Origin of the sequence: Cohnella sp. LGH (assembly GCF_017671885.1) — a bacterium.
Classification (GTDB): domain Bacteria; phylum Bacillota; class Bacilli; order Paenibacillales; family Paenibacillaceae; genus Cohnella; species Cohnella phaseoli.
On sequence record NZ_CP072117.1, the window covers coordinates 1,856,057 to 1,874,485 of the forward strand.

Below are 18,429 nucleotides of genomic sequence, written 5' to 3' on the forward strand. Positions count from 1 at the left end.
CCCTTTCTGGTGATGTCCGTTAGCTTTCTCTGTATTCTTGAGGGGACTTGCCGGTCAGTCTTTTGAACAGGCGGGCGAAATACGAGGGAGATTCCAGCCCTACGGCGACGGTAATCTCTTGAATCTTCATGTCCGTGGCGCGCAGCAGCTCCTTGGCCTTCCGGATTCTCCGGTCCGTTACGTAATCCGACAGCCCGACTCCCGTAAGCTGCTTGTACAGCCGGGACAGATAGGCGGGATTCAAGTAAACGGCCTGCCCAAGCCGGTTCAGTGACAAATCCTCGCTCAAGTGCCGGGCGACGAAGTCCTCGACCTTGCCGACGATTTCCAGGCCTCGGTCGGCCTGCATTTTTCTGCGATGGGCGAACAAGGCGGCTGCCGTCTCCCGGAAAAAAGCGATCGTATCCACCCACGACGGAAACGCATCGTATCTCGTCAGCCTCTGCAGCCGATCCGAGTCCTCCGAAATTTCCTGCAGGCCGCTGCGGTTAAGCTGGGACAGCAGAAGACTCGAAATTCGGTTAAAGGCTTCGAGCGACAGCGCCAACGGCACACGATTGCGGTCCGCGGCGTTCAGCAGCCGAACGAGGTCGCGGTCGAACTCTTCCGCCTTGCCGTTCTCCAGATGCGCCTCCAGAAACACGAACCGCTTCAGTTCGGCACGCAGCTCGTCCGTCCGGCGCTCGTCCATGCCGGTCCCGCCTCCGCTGCCCAGATAGGAGATTTCCTCGCCGATGCCCGCTCCCTGATGCAGCAGATCGCGAAGCCGGTCATACACCCGGCCGATGTCCGTCCATTCGAACAGGCCGCTGCAGGCAAAGGAGAAGCGCAAGCTCAGAAATCGGACCGCGGCCTGCTGAATCCGGTCGAGGCTAAGCTGCAGTTCGGCGTCGACTTCGTCTTCGCCCCTAGACTGAATGAGCCAGAGAAGCGCCGCTCCGTCCAGGGAAAGCGACAGAGTGGCGCAAGAGGGGGGAAGAAGCTCCCCCGCGATATTTTGGAGCGCATAGAGCAGCAAGGTACGATCGGAAGGGCGATCGATGCCTTCCCACGAATCCGCCTTGCCGAGCAGCATGTATATCGGCGCCGCTTCCGAGAAAGGAATGTCCAGCTCCTCGAAGCGGGCCTTCAGGCCCGTCGAGGCGAACGGCTCTCCCAGCAGCAGATTGCCGATATATTCCCGTTGCGCCAACGGCTGCAGCTGCTTCATTTTCGACTTGGCCTCCGCGACGAATCGCTCAACGTCCAACTCCTCGTGAAGGTCGGCGATCGCCTTGCGGACGGCCGCTACGATGTCCTCGTCTCCCTCCATTTTCAGCACGTAGTCCGCACCGCCCTTGCGCAGCACCTCCTGAACGTACCCGAAGTCGCTGTAGCCGGTCAGGAACACGACCTTGCAGCGCTTCCAGCGCTCGCGAACCCGGTCGAACAGCTCCAGCCCCGTCATCTCGGGCATGCGGATATCGGTCAGAACGATGTCGATGCGGCTTCGTTCCATGATTTTAAGCGCTTGGATGCCCGAGTTGGCGCGGTGAACTTCCAAGTCCGGAATGCCGGCCGTATGGAACAGCTCCGTCAGACCGTCCAGTATAATCGCCTCGTCGTCGACGATGAGCAGATTGATCAAGTTGCGTTTCCTCCTTTATTACAGTTCCACCCGGTAGACGTGAGCTCCCGCTCCCGTAGCCGAGAAGCGAATAAATCCGTCGGCGTCGGCGGTAAACGTGCTCCATGCCGCGCCGTCCCGCTTCACCTGATACGCCGTCCCGGGTGTCAGGCTTCCGATTTTGAGCTTCTTCGCTCCGGACGACGAATCGATCGTTACGGCCGTCTCGGTCACGGACGCATATACGGACGCTTCCGCCCCGTCGTACACCAGCTTCTCGACCTTCATCCAGCCAAGCGCGGAAGGCCGGCGCGGCGCGACGGAAAGTCCGTCCTTCTCCGTATCGATGCCGAGGAACCCGTAGAGGAACGCGAGCGGAACCAGCGCCGATTCGGTAAACTCGGCATCGATGCCGATGCCTCCCGCCGAACCGTCTCCCTGCATTCCGATGCCACTGATGCCATAGTAGGACCGATAGCCGCCTTCTTCCTGCGCTTCCTCGTAATGCTCCAAGATCGCCGCGAAGCGATTCCACGCGTCGTCCGCGGACTTGTATTTCAGCCTGGCCATCACGTCGTAATAGCAGACGTACATAATGGCTCCGCCGTCCTGAACCTGTGTGCCGAACGGATGGCTGTCGGATTGCGTCCAGATGATGTTGTACCATTCGGTGTTGCGCTTCGTCGAAGCTCTTGCCGCGAATTTGGGCGCATAGATGTCCGCGCCCGTCGACGTATCCCCGGCGACCGTACGCGTGCCGTCCAGCCACGAGAAAATGCTCGCCGCCCGGGTCGGGTCGGCCAATCCCTGGGCCAGCGCCTCGAGATTGACGAACGTATACCCGTAATCGTGCATCGCTCCGTTCGTATCGACGCTCGGCACGTATCTGCCGGTCGCCGCATTCCAGAACGGGGAGGAGCTTCCAGTCATCGCCGCCGCCACGTTCGCCGCCTTCGCGCTCAGAGACGCCGAATCGTCGCCGTACGGATTTGCCGCGATCGACCAGCCGGCATTGTCCTCGATCAGCTTCTCGATCTGCGCCATCGTTTTCAGCGCTTCATAGTAGTAAATGGTATCATAGAAATCCTTGTATCCGATCGGCAAAATGTCCCAGTAATTCGAACCGACCCCCTTCCCGTGAACGTAGCGGTCGGCAACGTTCGGCTTCGTCATGTCCACGCCGCTCGTTCCTTCGTGTCCGACCCACGGGATCGTCAAATAATGATTCGAGCCGGAATCGAACTCCGTTTTCAGAAACTGAAGAGCGGATCTCATCCGCGAAATGTTGCCTTGCAGGAACGCGACATCGCTCGGATTCCACAGGAACAGCTCGGCGCTTCCGAGCACGAAAGCGGTGTTCGTCTGAACGTGCCGGGTATCGTATTCTCCCGCCACTCTCTCGAGCCCGACCTGGCTGCCGGGCTGCCCGCTGTCCGCCGGATCGATCCGGTACTGCTTGATCGTGCCGGTCCAGTGCGGATTTTTGAACATCGGAATCTGGTAGCCCTTGCTCGCTCCCGTCGTATCGACGGTAAAAGCGACGCTTTTCGCTTCGTTCCAGGTCGGGTCGGCATCCGTCGTAAAATAAATTTTGCCCGACGAGTCGGCGTTCGTACTGCTCATCTGCACGTAAAGATATGGCATACGGGAAGCCGGAGTGTTCTGCACGGGCGACACGACGAAAGGATCGGCTCCGGTCGTCTGCAGCACCCATTGGCCGCCGGAGATCGCGTGGGAGGCGACGCTTGTCGTCCATCCCGAGACGCTTGTCCCGAACGCATACTTGCGCACCGCGGGATCGTCCGGACTTGACGTCGAAGGAAACGGCCATCCGACGAGACTTGTCCCTTCTCCCCACCAGTTGGTCGAATTCAGGACGTAGACGTAGCCATCGTCCGTCATTCGCACGTCGTTGAGCAGATGCTCCCGAAGCACCTCGTTATAGTCTGCGCCGTATTTTCCCTTGTTGAGCCCGGTATTCATCCAGGCCGTCGTCATGGCGTCCCACTGCATCCAGTTCGTCTGCGGATTGCCGTCGACGGGACTCGGGCCGAATTTCAGCGTGTACAGCGATTTGAACATCCGGTTGACCGTCTCCGCGGTCGCCGCATCGGACGAAGAGAAGACCGGAAGGTCGGGAAGCACCTTGCTCGGCGTATACGTAATCCGCGACTTGAAGTCCCCGTAGGCGGAAGCGACCGCTCCGTCGATGTAGGGCGTGCCGGGGAAAAAATTGTTGCCCGACGTCTGCCAGACGCCGACCCCGTTCGTTCCGGCGCTCAGCACCCACAAATAATCGCCTGCCGGCTGTTCAGGAACGTCCAAGGCGAGCCACGCATTGTCTGCAAAATCGACGAACGTCTTCTCGGCGATCGGAGCGCTCGCAACCGTCGTCGCGTAGTCGGTGTTCCAAGCGTACAGGGAAAGCTTCAGACTGCCTTGGTCGTCGCCGTAGCTCGGCGTATTCGTCTCGATTCTCGTAAACGGCCACACGGCCTGGAATCTCTCTCCGGCGGAGCCCGCTCCCGAGATCGGCACGTCGCGGACCGTCGTATCCACGTGGCTGTACATTTCCTGCGGCTCCGTGCCGTATTCTCCGTAGTACAGGCGAGCCTGGTAGTCTCCGGACGTTTCGCTCCCGTTGAAGTATGCGGTCGCCGGATGTCCGCTATCCGTCAGCTTCCAGACGCCGACCCAGCCCGAAGCGCCGGATAGCGTCCATACGTATTGTCCCGCGGACTTTTCTGGAAATTGAATGCGAAGCCAGGCGTTGTCGGCGAAATCCGTAAACGTTTTGCTGACGAGCGGCGTTCCTCCGACTGAGGTCGCGTAGTCGGTATTCCAGGCGTACAGCTTCAGCGTCAGGCTGCCGTCGTTGTCCGAGTAGCTCGGCGTTCGAACCGCCAGGCTGTAAAACCGGTCGTGAGCCGCAAAGCGCGAGCCCGCCGTATCGGACGCGCCGATCGTCACGTCCTGATAAGCGTTCCCGTCGTACAAATAAGGGTCCGCATCCGCGAAGTAAATCCGACCTTCATAATCGCCGGACGTCGGAGCCCCGTTCCAGAACGCCTCCGCCGGATCCGCGCTGTCCGTCAGCTTCCAGACGCCGACCCAGCCGACCGCTCCGGACAACGTCCAGACGTATTGGCCGGCCGGCTGCTCGGGAAAGTTCAGGCGCAGCCATTCGTTGTCTTGGAAATCGACGAACGTACGGCTCGCAACCGGAGCGGCCGCGACCGTCGTCGCGTAATCCGTATTCCAGGCATACAGCTTCATCGTCAAGCTTCCGTTATTGTCCCCGTAGCTTGGAGCTCGCACGGCGACGCTATAGAACGGGCCGCTCGCCGCGAACTTCTGGCCGGCCTCGTCCCCTGCCCCGATCGTCACCGAGGCGTAATGGATGCCGTCGTAATGCCTGACCGGCGCCGACGCGGCAGAGGCTGACGGCGCGCCTCCGGCAACCGTCCACGTTCCGAGTATGAGCGCCAACGCCAAAGCGAGCGCGATCCATTTTCTTCCCTTCATTCGGCATTCCTCCCTGATTGTCCGAGCGATCGGCCTCGCCGCCCGCCCTCATCCGGAATGCGCTTACATCTCGCTTGGCGCGTTTTCCGGTTTCCTCCCTTCATTGTAGCTTGGCCTATACGCGCGATATAGGCTAAAACTTCTACTTTCTGTTCCGATTTCTACTTCCTATTCGTATGGTCGGGCTATTCGTATGGTCGGGTCTAGGCGTATGGTCGAGCTATGCGTATGGTCAGGTCTAGGCGAAATTGTGGGGCTGCAAGCCGATAGTCGGGTTCGAGCGGATAAATGGTGGGTTGACGGGGCTGTAAGCAGACTGAGTTGGGCTCTAGTGGGTAAATGGAGGGGTGGCGGGGCTGCAAGACGACTGAGTCAGGTTGCAGTGGATAGACCAGACCAATAAGACCGCCTGGCGGCCTTATCTCCCGCATCCGACTCCAAGACCAGACCAATAAGACCGCCTGGCGGCCTTATCTCTTGCATCCGACTCCAGACCAGACCAATAAGACCGCCTGGCGGCCTTATCTCCCGCATCCGAGTCCAGATCAGGCCAATAAGACCGCCTGGCGGCCTTATCTCACGCAACCGGGCTATGAATTTAAGCCTGCCGGAAGCAAATGATCGCCTAATGCAACTAGGTTGGCTCATAGGTTGGCCTATAGGTTGGCTTACAGGTCAGCCGCTGCTTGAAGCTGGAACGGTTTCAAATTTCGCCGCGGACTTCTATGAACGATATTCGGCGTAGTGGCGTACGGCCGCGATGTTCATGCCGCTCTCCCACGGTCGGCACCTTGTATTGAAGGGCCGCCCCGCGTCGTAATATTCCACCCATGCATCCGTCGAATCGGCGATGCTCACGACATGCGCCAGAACGGCTTCGGCACCGGGATGCCGCAAAAGGGTCAGTCCATACAGCAGCAAGCTTTCGTCATAACCGACGAAATAGGAGGATCCCGGAACGGTAGGCAAATAGCCGTAACGCTCGAATATATCGTAAGCTCTGCGAAGCTCCTCCGCCTTCTCCTCGTCTGTCAGCAACCCAGCATGTACAAAGGAAGGAAGCAGCCCCGCGGATTGAACCGCGACGACTTGAGGCGCGACCGCCTCAAGCGGCGGCTCGTTCGCCAGACAGGCCGGGCAAACGTAACGGCCCGCGGCCGTTCTTCGCGTCCATTTTAACGCATGAATGCCTCGTGGATGACAGCTTTCGCAGACGCCGTGACGGTAAACCGGCAGCTCTGCCGTCTCCGCCCTTTCGGGCGCATTGGCGTAAAAACGTCCGTCCTTCCGGAAGCGCGTTCGGAACACCGCCTCCGTTCGCTCCAGCAAGCTTTCACAAGCTGCGGCTCGTTCTTCGTTCCATAGGCCGCGGCCGACCGCGAACGACAGCAGCCTTCTGCTGGCTTCCAGAAACAGCAGCGTTGCCTCCATAGAGCCGTCGTTCAGGGACGTGCGGGGCAGGAAGCCTCCTGCGACGTAAGTCTCGTCTCCGTTAAAGGGCAGCATGCCGTCATGCAAATGCGGCAATTGGACCTGCCAGCAGTCGTCGAGCATCGGGAACAGAGAGGCGACGTAATCCCAGTCTCCCGTCGCCTGCCCGTAATCGAAAGCTTGCACGATCATATAGGCTGTAATCTCTACGTCGTCGTTCTCGTGCACATGGCGGGCGCGATCGTGCCCCATGCTCTCCGCGTTGCGAATCCCGCCTAGCCTTGTCCACTTCCCATAGCGGAAAGCCAGATTCCTTCTTGCTTCCTCGTACAGGCCGAGCGAGAGCAAACCCCTCGACGCGCCGTATTGATCCCGCACGTAGGCCAGCGCGTAGTTGTGGCCGGCCATGATGCCACCGTCCTGCGACTGCTGCGCGGCAATCAGGAACGCGACGCTCTCGGACAGCTCGTCGATGCGCTTCCTCATTCCTTCCCCGATCCGCTCGCCGTATTCAAGCGAAGCGATGCGCGAAGAGAACCGGTGATCCGCCTCCTCGGCTTGCGCTCTAAGCCGCTCGTAGCCTAGCGCCAGCATCGCACGGGCGTGCCCCTCGGCTTCCGGATAAGAGGGGCCACCGACCAGCGCGAAATACGATTCTCCTGCGGGCACCGCAATGCCGACTTTTCCAGTGCCCGGTTCGAACTCAATTCGGGCTTCCTGTCCCCAGAAGACTGTGGCAAGGAACGTCTCCTCGCCCATCGGATAACGGTAGATGCGGGCCGTGTCGGGCGCTTTCACGAGAATCGACTTGACGGTTATCTCCGCGGAGGTCAAATCCTCGCTTCCCGGATAGCATTCGTAATCTTCCCCGAGCGTTAGCTCGAGACGCAAAGGTTCGTCGGCATGCAGTCGGCATAGATAGGCCGGCAGCTCGCTTGCGACGAAAGCTTCGGCCAAGGCAACTTCACGGCCCGCTTCGTTCAGATACTTATGCCGCCAGCGGTTCGTGCCCTTGTCCCGGCACGATTCGTAGCAAGGCTCCGCGCCGTCAGCAAGCGCCCATTTTCCGTGCAGCATCGACGGCGAACTATACGGAGGCCCGTAAACCTCGGTAATATCGTTCCCGCGCCCGTATACGAGAAACCGTCCGTTGCCTAACGCATGGATCGCGCCGTCGTCGTTCTTTTTCCACATCTCCGTCACTCCCTCCATTCGCTCTTCGATCCGGGGAAACCGTCACCCGACCAAAAATGCTTCTCTTTCGCGGAAGTACGCTGCGGTTCTCGCGACCAAGTCGTCCAGATTGGCCGCATCCGGCTTGCCGTACATCGCCGGATAGGGATCGCCTCCCGGTCCCAGCGGCTCCGGGGTCACGAATCGGCCTTCGCGGTTAAATCCGAGCACGTACAAAGCCATAATGATCGTATCCAAGTCCATGAAGCCGTCTCCGAGCGCCCCCCGGTTGCTGTCGGCCATGTGCAGGTTGACGAGCCGTTCGCCCGCCTCCAGCAGAGCTTCACCGATGTGAGCCTCCTCCGCTTGCATGTGGTACACGTCCGCGTTGATATGTTGAACTCCCGGATGATCGACCGCAGCGATGTAGGCCTTGGCATCGGCAATTGTGCGGACCAGACTGACTTCCGCCGCGCGGATCGGCTCGATCGCGGCCTTCACTCCGTACTCCACGAACCGGTCCGCTACGATGCCCAAAGTGTCCACGCTGCGCTGAAACTCCATATCGTCGTAGGCCTTCGGTCTGCCTACCGCTCCGGGCACGACCAGGAGATAAGAGCCTCCCATCTCGGCAGTAAATTCGATTTCCCGCTTCAGATAATCGATGGCCGCCTGCCGATGCGGCGCCCGGCTGCTCGACAGATCGTTGTCGGCCGAGAACATGCCGCATACTCCCGACGTCTTGATGCCATGCGCTTCAAGTATGTCGATCGTTTCCTTCGCCCGGTAGCCCAGATCGGGCCCGTAATGGTTGCCGTGAAGCTCGATGTAGCCGATACCCGAACGTTGCAGTCTCTTCGCGGACGTCTCCAAGCTCTCCATACCGAACCCCCAGTTGCTCCACGATAAGTTCAGCCTGTCGCATAACCTTTCCGGCTGTTCCCTTTTCAATGCGAGGAAGGCGCTCCTAATCCGCTCGTTCTTCTCTTCGTACCGTTGCTTGGTCATTTCGCGCAGTCCCCTTTTATTAAGTATAGGTTCAATAAGTCCGATTTTCAGAAAAACCTCTTTAAGACATCTCCGGATGATTAGGCCCGAAATGCTTGAGAAACACCATAGGCTCCCACTTGCTGTCGTTGACGATGAGCACGCCCTCCCGGGCGGCCGTCTCGCTAACGAAAAACTCGTCTCCGCTCATTTGACCGAACCGAAGCATATTTGCCGCCTCGGCTTGATGGGGACCGAACCGGCCGTGCCCCTGAACGAGCACCGTGCCGTATGCCGCCGAATCGCGAACGATTACGCTCTGTCCGGGATTTACGGTCAGCTCCTTGGCGCCGATGTACGGATTGCCGTAAGTGACCCACTTCTCCGCATGCCGTTCGTCGGAATGCCCGCAAAGGAGGGGCGGACGATAATAATGCCGCTTATAGTGCGGGTCCGTATTTTTCTCCCAATCCATCAGGCTCAGAATATACTCGATATCGCGCTTGCGGTCCTCCGGGCAATTTTCCGTTAGAAACTCGTACGGATACGTTTCGCCGCTTACGATATTCTCGTGCACGGAGTTCACGTCGCTGTTCCACTGAGGTTCATAAGTAAGCACAGATCCCGGGGCATGCACTACGCCAGGAGGCGTATACCAGCCCGTCCCCAACTGAATGCGATAAGCCCGCGACAGCTCGGTGATGCGGTTATCCGCTTCTTCGTACTTAAGCAATCTCTCCCTAACCTCGTCCAAGGTCGTATCCGGATCGTAGCCGAAATAGGTGACCGGGAACACCCCCAGATGGTTGTTCAGCTGCGGCGGAAAATAATATGCCTCCGGCTTGCCGATCCTCCCGACCAGGCTTGCGGCCGCGTCGTCCAGATGGAGATGGTGGAACAACGGCGTCTCGTAATCGAAAAACTTGGCGTACATCGGCCAAGTGCCGTAACGTTCGTAGAGCGTTTCGCCGATCAGACGGCTGCCCAATTGTTCAACCGCATCCTTGAACAAAAAGACGACGGAGCCGTCCTCGTCGGCGGCGACGTAGCTCATCCCTTCGTCGGGAGGCGCCAGCGGTCCGTTCATGGCCGGTATGACCGAAGAGAACCACCGTTCTTTAATAGAGCCCCGTTCGGTTCCGAGCGCGTAATAGTCGTCGGGGTGCAGCCGCAATCTCCGGCCCGCTTGCGCGAAGCGCCTCGGCACGAACACCGGCTTCAAACGCAGAATTCCTTGTCCCCTATCGTAAGTTTCTTGAATAATCGAATGGTTGGACACGTTGTCATTCCCTCCTTATGTCGTGTAGACGGATGAATCCCTCTTCGTCCAATCTACACCGTCATGCCGCCTGGAGGAATTCCATATCTTGCGATTCATCTCAGCTTTCTTGTCGATTTGGCTTAACGGCAGGTATACTGTGTACAAAACAAACGATGCGAGCCAGGAGGTTCCGAGATGTTTCAAATTCCGTTCGAGCACCGGGAATATCCGCTCTTCGCCGACGATGCGCGGCCGCTTCTCGTATACGCCGGTCAAATCGGCGACGAACCGGACTGGGCGTTCGAAAGCCATAAGCACGACCACTTCACCGAAATTATCTACATCTGCGACGGCGAAGGGGATTTCCGGATCAACGACCGGCCGTACCGCGCGCGCAAGGGGGATCTTCTCATCTATCATCCGGGCGTGCTTCACGAGGAGAGATCCGATCCTGCGCGACCGCTACGCACTTATTTCTGCGCCGTAAGCGGGCTTCGTCTCGCCGGCGCGAAGCCCGGATGGCTGCTCTCCGAGCAAGCGGAGCCCGTTATCCGGGCAGAGAGCTGCGGACCTCAAATTGAACAATGCTTCTCCGTGCTCCTGAACGAGCTGCGGTCCCAGACTTGGGGGCACGAAATGATCTGCCAGCATATGCTTAACTGCATTCTGATCCTGATTCTGCGAATCGCGGACGGTCAGGGCTCCGAGAGCGTCGGCGGCTCTTCGCATACGATCGGGGCGAAGGCCAAAGCCTTCATCGATCTGAACTATACGCGCGATCTGCCTTTATCCGAAATCGCGAGCCGTCTTTATCTCAGCCCCCATTACTTATCCCATGCTTTCAAGGAGGAGACCGGCAACTCCCCGATCAATTACTTGATCCAGAGAAGAATCGGCGAGGCCAAGACGCTGCTGCTGACCACGACTCTGACCGTACAGGAAATCGCCGGCCGGATCGGGTACGAGAACGCGAATTATTTCAGCATGGCGTTTAAGAGAGGGACGGGGCTTACGCCAAGCGAGTTTCGCAAAAAGACCAAAAAATAAGGCCGATGCAGGCACGATCAAACTTTAAGCCGAGCTCCCGTCGGCGCAGGATCGGCCGGGGTGGGCTTGCGGTTGACGATGACGATTCCGCCCGCGACCAGCGCAAGCGCCAGCCAAACGGTCAAGTGCAGCGGCTCGGACAGCAGCCATGCCGACAGGAATACGCCGAATACGGGAATCAGGAACAGATACATGGAGATGCTGCCCACCTGGTTGTATTTCATGACCGTATTCCACAGCACGAAGCCAAGCGCCGACAATACTGCAAGATACAGCAGCATGCCGATGGCGCGCCAAGTAAACTCAAAAGGCATAACGCCCGCGCCTGCTGCGCCGATCGCGCTCAGCGCAAGACCGCCGAGCAACATCTGGTACGAGGTCATATACAGAATATCGAGGCGCTCGGACTCTTTTTTCGAGAGGACATTCCCCAAGCCTCCAAAAAACATCGCCGCTAGCAAACACACTTCGGCCAAGCCAAAATGAACGCCGGTCGCCCCGCCCGACAAACCGACTACGACAACTCCGGCGAAGCCGACGACAAGTCCGGTCAGCTTGCGCGACGTAATCCGGTCGTCCGCATACATCCGATGGGCGATGAGAATTTGGAAGAAGGAGGTTGTCCCGGCCAAAATCGAGCCCTGCACCCCAGTCGAGCCGCTCATGCCATAGTAGAAAAACACATATTGCAGCAGCGTCTGGGAAAGCCCGATCTTCGCTACGCCCTGCCATGAGCCGCGTTGATAGCCGACGCTTCTGCCCATCAGCTTCATGAGCGCCAATATCAGCAGCGCCGCCAGCGTAAACCGGAATCCCGCGAATAAGATTTGCTCGTACACCTGCCCCTTCCCGATCTCCAGCTCGGCGTAGCTCAGCTTGATGAACGGAAACGCGCTTCCCCACAAAAAAGTAGCACCCGTCGCTGCGGCCAATATGCCGAGCGGGTGCGTAAATATTTTCTCCGTTGTCCATTTCATTCGTGTTGGTCTCCCCATGTTTGCGGGCGTTTTTAATTCCTGTATCCAAAAAGTCCGCGATTATCTGATTTTATTGCTGGTTGTTTATCCCGAGCGCTTCTTTTAACCCATTCTGAAGGATTAAAGAATAGTTAAGCCCAGCCTCATCACCGGCATCTCTAAGCCATTTCGGCAATGTACAGTTTTTCGTAACCGACTTGTTTGCAGCTTCATCCCGGTAGGGAGGAAGGTATACTTCGACAAAAACGATTTTGTCGCTTGCATCTTCCAGTTCGATCGATTCAGGCGCAGACGGCTCAGGGTAAGAAATGCCTGCCTCTTCTAATTCGAGTGCACGGGTGACAAGCAGTTCCTTCGCCCTGGGGAGTCCTTCTATTAGATCCGTAGCTGTTACGGCCGTTCCGGGAAAATCAGGAAAATACATACTCAGATTAGTTTCCAACTTTTCGACGACAATCGGATATACAAAGTGATTTTTCTTTTCCAAATTCAATCACGCTCCCTTAAATAAAGTCACGAAGTAGTCAATGTGTCACCAAGACCGAGAACGCTGATATCGGCGAATTTGGTTGGGTCGTTCGGGTTTAGGTATCGCCGATGGCTTGTTTTGTTACCATGATTAGGGGATTCAATGAATCCGGCCTGTTTGAGAGCCTTTAGCACTTCTCGTACCGTTCGTTGTTTGCCCACTTCGTCTCCTACTCTCTACCTTTATTATAATGCGCATAAATAACACGCGTCAATTTTGATCGATCATGGAACAAAAAAAACACACCTCGAACGCTTAGGCGCTCATAGGGGTGTGCTTCACTCACCGAATCGCTTTATTTTGTAGTTGAACTGCCACAGTGAATAGGTAGAGCGATACTTAGCCATGATGTTATCACTTCATTTTTCCTTACCCAGCTTCAGAACTTCTTCCTCGCCCAGCTCCGTCGCTTCTACGATTGTGCCAATATCGACTCCGAGCTTCAGCAGCTTGCGGGCCACCGCGATTTTCTCTTGCTGGATGCCTTCTTTCTGACCTTCTCTCCTCCCCCTCTTCAACACTTCGGGGTCTATGAACGTCTTGATCATTTGGCTAACCTCCTCGGTTTGTTGATCGTCGCCGTAGCTGTTGTACAAATATTTTAAGATGCTGTCGAGAACCCGAAGCAGCCTGTCGATGTCGCCAAGCCGCAGCAGGCGTTGCTGGTGCAAATCCCGAATCGTGTCCAGCGTCTGTCCGACAACGGCCTTAAGCCGCTCGAACTCCTGGGCGAACAACCGCCTCTTCTCTTCGTCCGATCGACTGCTTGACGCGATGCCGCGCATGCTTTTCCGTGAACGAAACACCTGCAAGGGGAGCAAAGCGATCAAGCGGCGCTCCTGCAAATCGCGAGGGGTTAGCATCCAGTAGCGCAGCGTCGGAACCGTGTAGACCGTCTCCGAGCCGTTCGGCAGACGCAAGCGAAATGCCAGCTCGTCGCCGATCGCTTCGTTTTCCTCCAGGAAAATGACGATTTGACGGGGAAACGCCAGCAGCTGCGGTTCGTTGTCTTCCTCAACCCCGACCGCCAATTCCACCGCTTTTTCAAAGCCGTATCTAAACATTCGAATGATCATCGACTGATCGTTTAACGTCTGAAACTCGACATGATAATGATAAGTGCCGCGAACGGTCGTCAGCTTCAAAAATAGATCGCCTACAATGCGATCGTACGCGTCCGTCACAAACTCCGAGTTGCCATAGTGAATCGATTGAACTTCCTCGCTGGCGAACTGCTCTCCGAACAAGCCGTTAACGAGCTGCACGGTCAGCCGCTTCGATAGGCGGAACAGAACGCGCAGCATTTGATCGAGCTTAAGACTTTCCTTATTGCCGCGATCCGATGGCTTCATTATACTACACTTCCTTTCCGTCTTCATGGCACAAAAAAAGCACACCCCCAAGCGCTTCAAGCGCTCAACGGAGTGTGCTTCACTCACCGAAATTCCTTAATTTGTAGATTTATTGTAGCAGACGCATGGCTGCAAGTAAAGCTCAGGGAGTCAAAGGCAGCTTAATCCTCACCTGAGTCCCGACGCCCCTTCTGCTGAACAGTTCAACGCCGAAGCCCGGCCCGTAAGCCAGCTGAATCCTGCCCCACAGTCATTCCCGCCCCGTCGTCAACGACTTCGAAGATCATCCCCTCGCCTTTGCGATACAGACGAATAATGATATTCAAAAGAATCCGCAGCGGAAGCGGAGAACGCGTACAATAAAATGATCGGCAATCTGCAAGCCAACAAGGCGGAGAAAATTGAAGAAATCTATTCGAAAAATTACGCCGAGCGCGTTAATCTGTGGAAGTAACCAGGTTTGGGATTCGTCTGTCTCATAATTAAAAAGAGTCGTACGAAAAGATGATCGATAGAGCATTACCGTGCATGTATCTCCTTACGATGCTATACGATCCTGAAATGGGAATAGGTCAACCCGTTAAGAGGTAATTTCAGGACCGTATGAGGCAGTCTCCAGGCTAATCATGACCCACAGCGTTTACAATTTACTGGAAATTAAACTTTTACGACGGATCTATTTGCACACATGAGCTTACGAGGGAAGTTAGTCGGAAATTCGTACAACGTAGCTCCAACCAGGCTTAAATGGCGAACTTTTGTAGGAAAAACCGCACAAAGCAACTCGGATCAGACTCAAACGACGAACGTTTGTAGGAAAAATCGTATAAATCAACCAAGGTCAGGGATTCTATGTCACTAGAGCGTCTTCGATAATTATACGAATAAATTCTGGGAATTATCGGGAAGTGTTGTGGGTTATGATTAGGTCTCCAGGAGATACATGCACTTTTTCTTGATCGATCATCTAGTACGACCCCACTTACCGAAACCCACTCAGCTATTAACTTCGGCGGCGGAGTAGCGGTTGGACGGAATTTTCAGGCCAAGGTTGCCGCGCAGCGTGTCCGCTTCGTATTCGGTCCGATAAATGCCGCGCTCCTGAAGAATCGGGATCACCAGCTCGACGAAGTCGCGCAGACCGCTCGGAAGCTGGGAATGGATGATGAAGCCGTCCGCTCCTTCCTCCTCGTACCATTTTTGAATTAGATTCGCAATATGCTCCGGCGTGCCGACAAACTGTCCGCGCGGCGTTGCCGAGCGTAGCGCCACCTGACGCAGCGTCAACCCTTGTTCGCGAGCCTGCTGCTTGATTTTGTCCGTGCCGCTGCGGAAGCTGTTGCTGCCCAAATCGCCGATGTCCGGGAACGGCTCGTCGAGCGGATATTGCGAGAAATCGTGATGCTCGAAGAAGCGGCCGAGATAATCGAGCGCCTTCTCAATGCTGACAAGGCTGGCGATCTCCTCGTATTTGCGATCGGCCTCCTCCTGCGTCCGACCGATGATCGGCGAGATGCCCGGCAGGATAACGATGTCGTCCGCCTCGCGGCCGTAACCGATCGTCCGCGTTTTTACATCTTTGTAGAAAGCCTGAGCTTCCTCCAGCGTCTCATGTCCAGTAAAGACGGCGTCGGCGCCTTTGGCCGCAAGGTTTTTGCCGCTCTCCGAGGATCCGGCCTGGAACACGACCGGCTGTCCCTGCTTGGAACGCGCGATGTTCAGCGGCCCTTCTACGCTGAAATGCTCCCCCTTGTGATTAAGCCGATGCAGCTTCGCCGGATCGAAAAACACGCCGGATTGTTTGTCGCGAACGAACGCGTCGTCCTCCCAAGAGTCCCACAGTCCTCTCGTCACCTCAAGATGCTCTTCGGCGATTTTGTACCGCTCGTCGTGCGTCGGATGCTCCTGCTTCCCGTAGTTGCGAGCCGAGCCTTCCAGAGGAGAAGTAACGAGGTTCCAGCCTGCGCGGCCGCCGCTTAGATGATCGAGCGAGGCGAATTGGCGCGCAACCGTGAACGGCTCGCTATACGAAGTCGACAAGGTGCCGACGAGCCCGATGCGGCTCGTAACCGAGGCTAGCGCGGAAAGCAGCGTTAGCGGCTCGAAACGGTTCAGAAAATGCGGGATCGATTTCTCGGTAATATAGAGACCGTCCGCGATAAAGACAAGATCAATTTTGCCGGCCTCGGCAATTTGCGCTTGCCGCTGGTAGAACGTAAAGCTTACGCTAGCGTCCGCCGGAACCTCCGGATGCCTCCACCCCGCGATATTGCCTCCCACTCCGTGAATAATCGCTCCGAATTTGATTTTTTTGCGTTGCGCCATGTCCGGTTCCTCCCTCGATTTATACTTCTTATACGTTAAGCAGCGCCGTGTCCGCCAGCTTCAGCCGATAGCTCTTGACCAGCACGGCCCCGTTGTGAAACTCCTTGTCGTAAGCCCGCTCGAAGCCGAGCCGTTCGTACAGCCTGACCGCCGATTCCATCATGTCCGACGTATGCAGATGCAGCGTATCCGCTCCCCATTCCCGGATCAGACGAACGCTGGCCCGGATCAACTCCGTGGCGATTCCGTGGCCGCGCGCACTCGGCAGAACGCCCAGCAGTCGGATGATCGGGTTGTGGATTTCGAGCTGCTGCGAGCCGTAGGCGGTTTCCGCCGAATCGTAAATAAATACGCTGCCGACAAGCTCTCCGTCCAGTTCGGCCGCCAGTCTCGCCTTCGTCGTCGGCGAATGGACAGCTTCCGCGATGCTTTCCTTGTACTGCGTCCACCGTTCGTGCGACAACGCGGCCTCATACTGGCTGTATGCTCCAAGAAGCACGTTCAAGATCGCGGCGCGATCCCGCTCCTCCGCATACCGAACGATCACTTGGCCGCTTGGCATTGTCCCCACCCGCTTTCTCCCGCTTGCTTGATGCGATCGATCTGCCCCAAATGATGGTGCACATGGTTGATGAACGACTGCGCGATAGCCTCTACCGTCACCATCTGTCCCTTGAAGTTCACCCCCGACTTATTCCAGTCCTCGGCGGTTAATCGATGAAACAACAGGCTGTTGTAGAGCAGCAGCGCGCGGAAAGCGGCCAGCACGTCGGCGGCTTTGGCGGCGTTCGCCCGCTGACCGGCGACCCATTCGTCCTGGGCAAACGCCGGCAGGCGAACCTCCGAACCGGCCAGCACCTCGCGAATGCGGAAGGAAACGACGAGATTGTGATCGGCCAGATGCGTCAGCACCTCGGTTACGCTCCAGGACTTCTCCGACGCCTTCCAGACGAGCTGCTCGTCGGATAAGCCGGCAATGGCCTCCTGCAACTGGTCGTAGGTACGAACGTAACTTTCTATCGAGATTGGGGTTTGACTCATGACGGTACGCCTCCTTGAGAATGAGAGATGCCGGAAGCGGAGAAACGCGAGACGGAAAAACGTTCAATCTCCCGCCCCCACTTGCCCAGCTCAATCCGGTTGGCGAGAAGCTCGCCGACAACGCTGGCAAATTTGAATCCGTGACCGGAAAATCCGCCTGCCAGCAAAATGTTTGCATGCTCGGGATGCCTATCGATAATAAAATGTTCGTCCGGCGTATGCTCGTACTTGCAGACGGAGCCGCGCAGCAGCCTGCCCGCCGCTCCTGGAAGGAAAGCGTCGAGTGCTCGTCGCAAATCTTCCTCATCCTCCGGGGCGGTCCCGAACGGCGCAAGCTCCTCGCCGGGCTTCCATTCTCCGCCGGTGTCGTGGCGGCCGATTTTGACTCCGGAGCCTCCAACGCTCGGAAAACCGTAGTAGCCTCCCGTCTCGTCTCCGAACGTAAATCCGGGGAATCGGTCCGCGTCGTATGCAGTCGTCCCCGGCTCGAACCAGCCGACGACTTTGCGCACGGCGCGAATCGGCAGGCGGACGAACGGCTCCAGCGTCCGGAACCATGCCCCGGCGCTCAAGATCACGCTGCTCGCCGCATATACGCCCTTGTCCGTATGCACGGTCACGAACGAGGCGGACGGCTCGATGCGCGTGACGAACGTGTCCGTCAGCAGCCTGGCTCCGGTCTGTAAAGCCAGCTTTCGGAAGGCGGTCACGCATTTGTCGCTATACAGCAAACCCGCGTTCGGTTCATACATGGCCCGATAGGAATCGGGAACGCGCAAGCTTGGCCAACGATCCCGCACCTGCTCCGTGCTCAGCTCTTCGAACGGAACGCCAAGCTCCGCCGAGTATTGGAATCTGTCCGCGTAGGAATAGACGGAAGGATCGAACAGGTTTAGCACCCCCGTTCTATCCAATAGCTTCTCCCCGGAAACGCCCTCCAGCTCCTGCCACAGCTCGTCGGCTCGAAGCGCAAGCTTCACATAGTCCGGCCCGCCGCTGTAGACGTGCCGAATGAGGCGCGTATCTCCGTGATGGCTGCCCTGTGCGTGGGGCGGATCGAAGGCGTCGATCAGCAGTGTCTTAAGCCCCCGGCGGGACAGCTCGTAGCCCGCGCTCATCCCCATCGATCCGGCGCCTACGATAATCACGTCGTATAGTTTGCGCATGGCGCTCCC

Annotated in this window: 13 protein-coding genes; 1 reads left to right on the forward strand and 12 read right to left on the reverse strand. The window is 57.3% G+C overall.

Annotated elements, in window-relative coordinates:
• Nucleotides 1-19 precede the first annotated feature (19 nt).
• From J4772_RS07485 to J4772_RS07505, 5 genes are all read right to left on the reverse strand, one after another.
• Entirely contained in the window at nt 20-1,627 is a 1,608-nt protein-coding gene (locus J4772_RS07485) for a response regulator transcription factor (protein WP_209074733.1), read from the reverse strand.
• Between the two features lie 18 nt (nt 1,628-1,645).
• Nucleotides 1,646-5,131: a pilus assembly protein gene (locus tag J4772_RS07490; RefSeq protein WP_209074734.1), complete on the reverse strand. Its 3,486-nt coding sequence runs from the start codon at nt 5,129-5,131 to the stop codon at nt 1,646-1,648.
• A gap of 723 nt (nt 5,132-5,854) precedes the next feature.
• Nucleotides 5,855-7,756 carry a hypothetical protein gene (locus tag J4772_RS07495; RefSeq protein WP_209074735.1) on the reverse strand — a complete coding sequence of 634 codons (1,902 nt, stop codon included), beginning with the start codon at nt 7,754-7,756 and terminating at the stop codon, nt 5,855-5,857.
• A gap of 42 nt (nt 7,757-7,798) precedes the next feature.
• Nucleotides 7,799-8,743 (reverse strand): sugar phosphate isomerase/epimerase family protein, encoded by a 945-nt coding sequence (locus J4772_RS07500; protein WP_209074736.1) that lies wholly within the window; start codon nt 8,741-8,743, stop codon nt 7,799-7,801.
• A 61-nt stretch (nt 8,744-8,804) separates the two neighbouring features.
• The gene (locus tag J4772_RS07505) at nt 8,805-10,001 is read right to left on the reverse strand and encodes a hypothetical protein (protein ID WP_209074737.1); all 1,197 of its coding nucleotides are present in this window, start codon (nt 9,999-10,001) and stop codon (nt 8,805-8,807) included.
• Between the two features lie 177 nt (nt 10,002-10,178).
• Between J4772_RS07505 and J4772_RS07510 the strand changes: the two genes are divergently transcribed.
• On the forward strand, nt 10,179-11,030 hold the full coding sequence (locus J4772_RS07510; RefSeq protein WP_116065060.1) for a helix-turn-helix transcriptional regulator: 852 nt from the start codon (nt 10,179-10,181) through the stop codon (nt 11,028-11,030).
• Between the two features lie 17 nt (nt 11,031-11,047).
• Here the strand turns inward: J4772_RS07510 and J4772_RS07515 are convergent, their stop codons facing one another.
• The 7 genes from J4772_RS07515 to solA form a co-directional block, all read right to left on the reverse strand.
• Nucleotides 11,048-12,007, reverse strand: coding sequence for a DMT family transporter (locus J4772_RS07515; RefSeq protein ID WP_209074738.1), 960 nt, complete (start codon nt 12,005-12,007; stop codon nt 11,048-11,050).
• Nucleotides 12,008-12,077: 70 nt separating this feature from the next.
• Entirely contained in the window at nt 12,078-12,494 is a 417-nt protein-coding gene (locus tag J4772_RS07520; RefSeq protein WP_181918116.1) for a type II toxin-antitoxin system HicB family antitoxin, read from the reverse strand.
• Between the two features lie 401 nt (nt 12,495-12,895).
• Nucleotides 12,896-13,888, reverse strand: a complete 993-nt coding sequence (locus tag J4772_RS07525) for an RpnC/YadD family protein (protein ID WP_209074739.1) — start codon at nt 13,886-13,888, stop codon at nt 12,896-12,898.
• Between the two features lie 996 nt (nt 13,889-14,884).
• Entirely contained in the window at nt 14,885-16,213 is a 1,329-nt protein-coding gene (locus tag J4772_RS07530) for an LLM class flavin-dependent oxidoreductase (protein WP_209074740.1), read from the reverse strand.
• A gap of 28 nt (nt 16,214-16,241) precedes the next feature.
• Nucleotides 16,242-16,775 carry a GNAT family N-acetyltransferase gene (locus J4772_RS07535; protein ID WP_209077036.1) on the reverse strand — a complete coding sequence of 178 codons (534 nt, stop codon included), beginning with the start codon at nt 16,773-16,775 and terminating at the stop codon, nt 16,242-16,244.
• Nucleotides 16,757-17,254: a DinB family protein gene (locus J4772_RS07540; protein ID WP_209074741.1), complete on the reverse strand. Its 498-nt coding sequence runs from the start codon at nt 17,252-17,254 to the stop codon at nt 16,757-16,759. The genes J4772_RS07535 and J4772_RS07540 overlap by 19 nt, the downstream gene beginning before the upstream one ends.
• Nucleotides 17,251-18,420, reverse strand: coding sequence for an N-methyl-L-tryptophan oxidase (solA, locus tag J4772_RS07545; RefSeq protein WP_209074742.1), 1,170 nt, complete (start codon nt 18,418-18,420; stop codon nt 17,251-17,253). The genes J4772_RS07540 and solA overlap by 4 nt, the downstream gene beginning before the upstream one ends.
• Nucleotides 18,421-18,429: the final 9 nt, after the last annotated feature.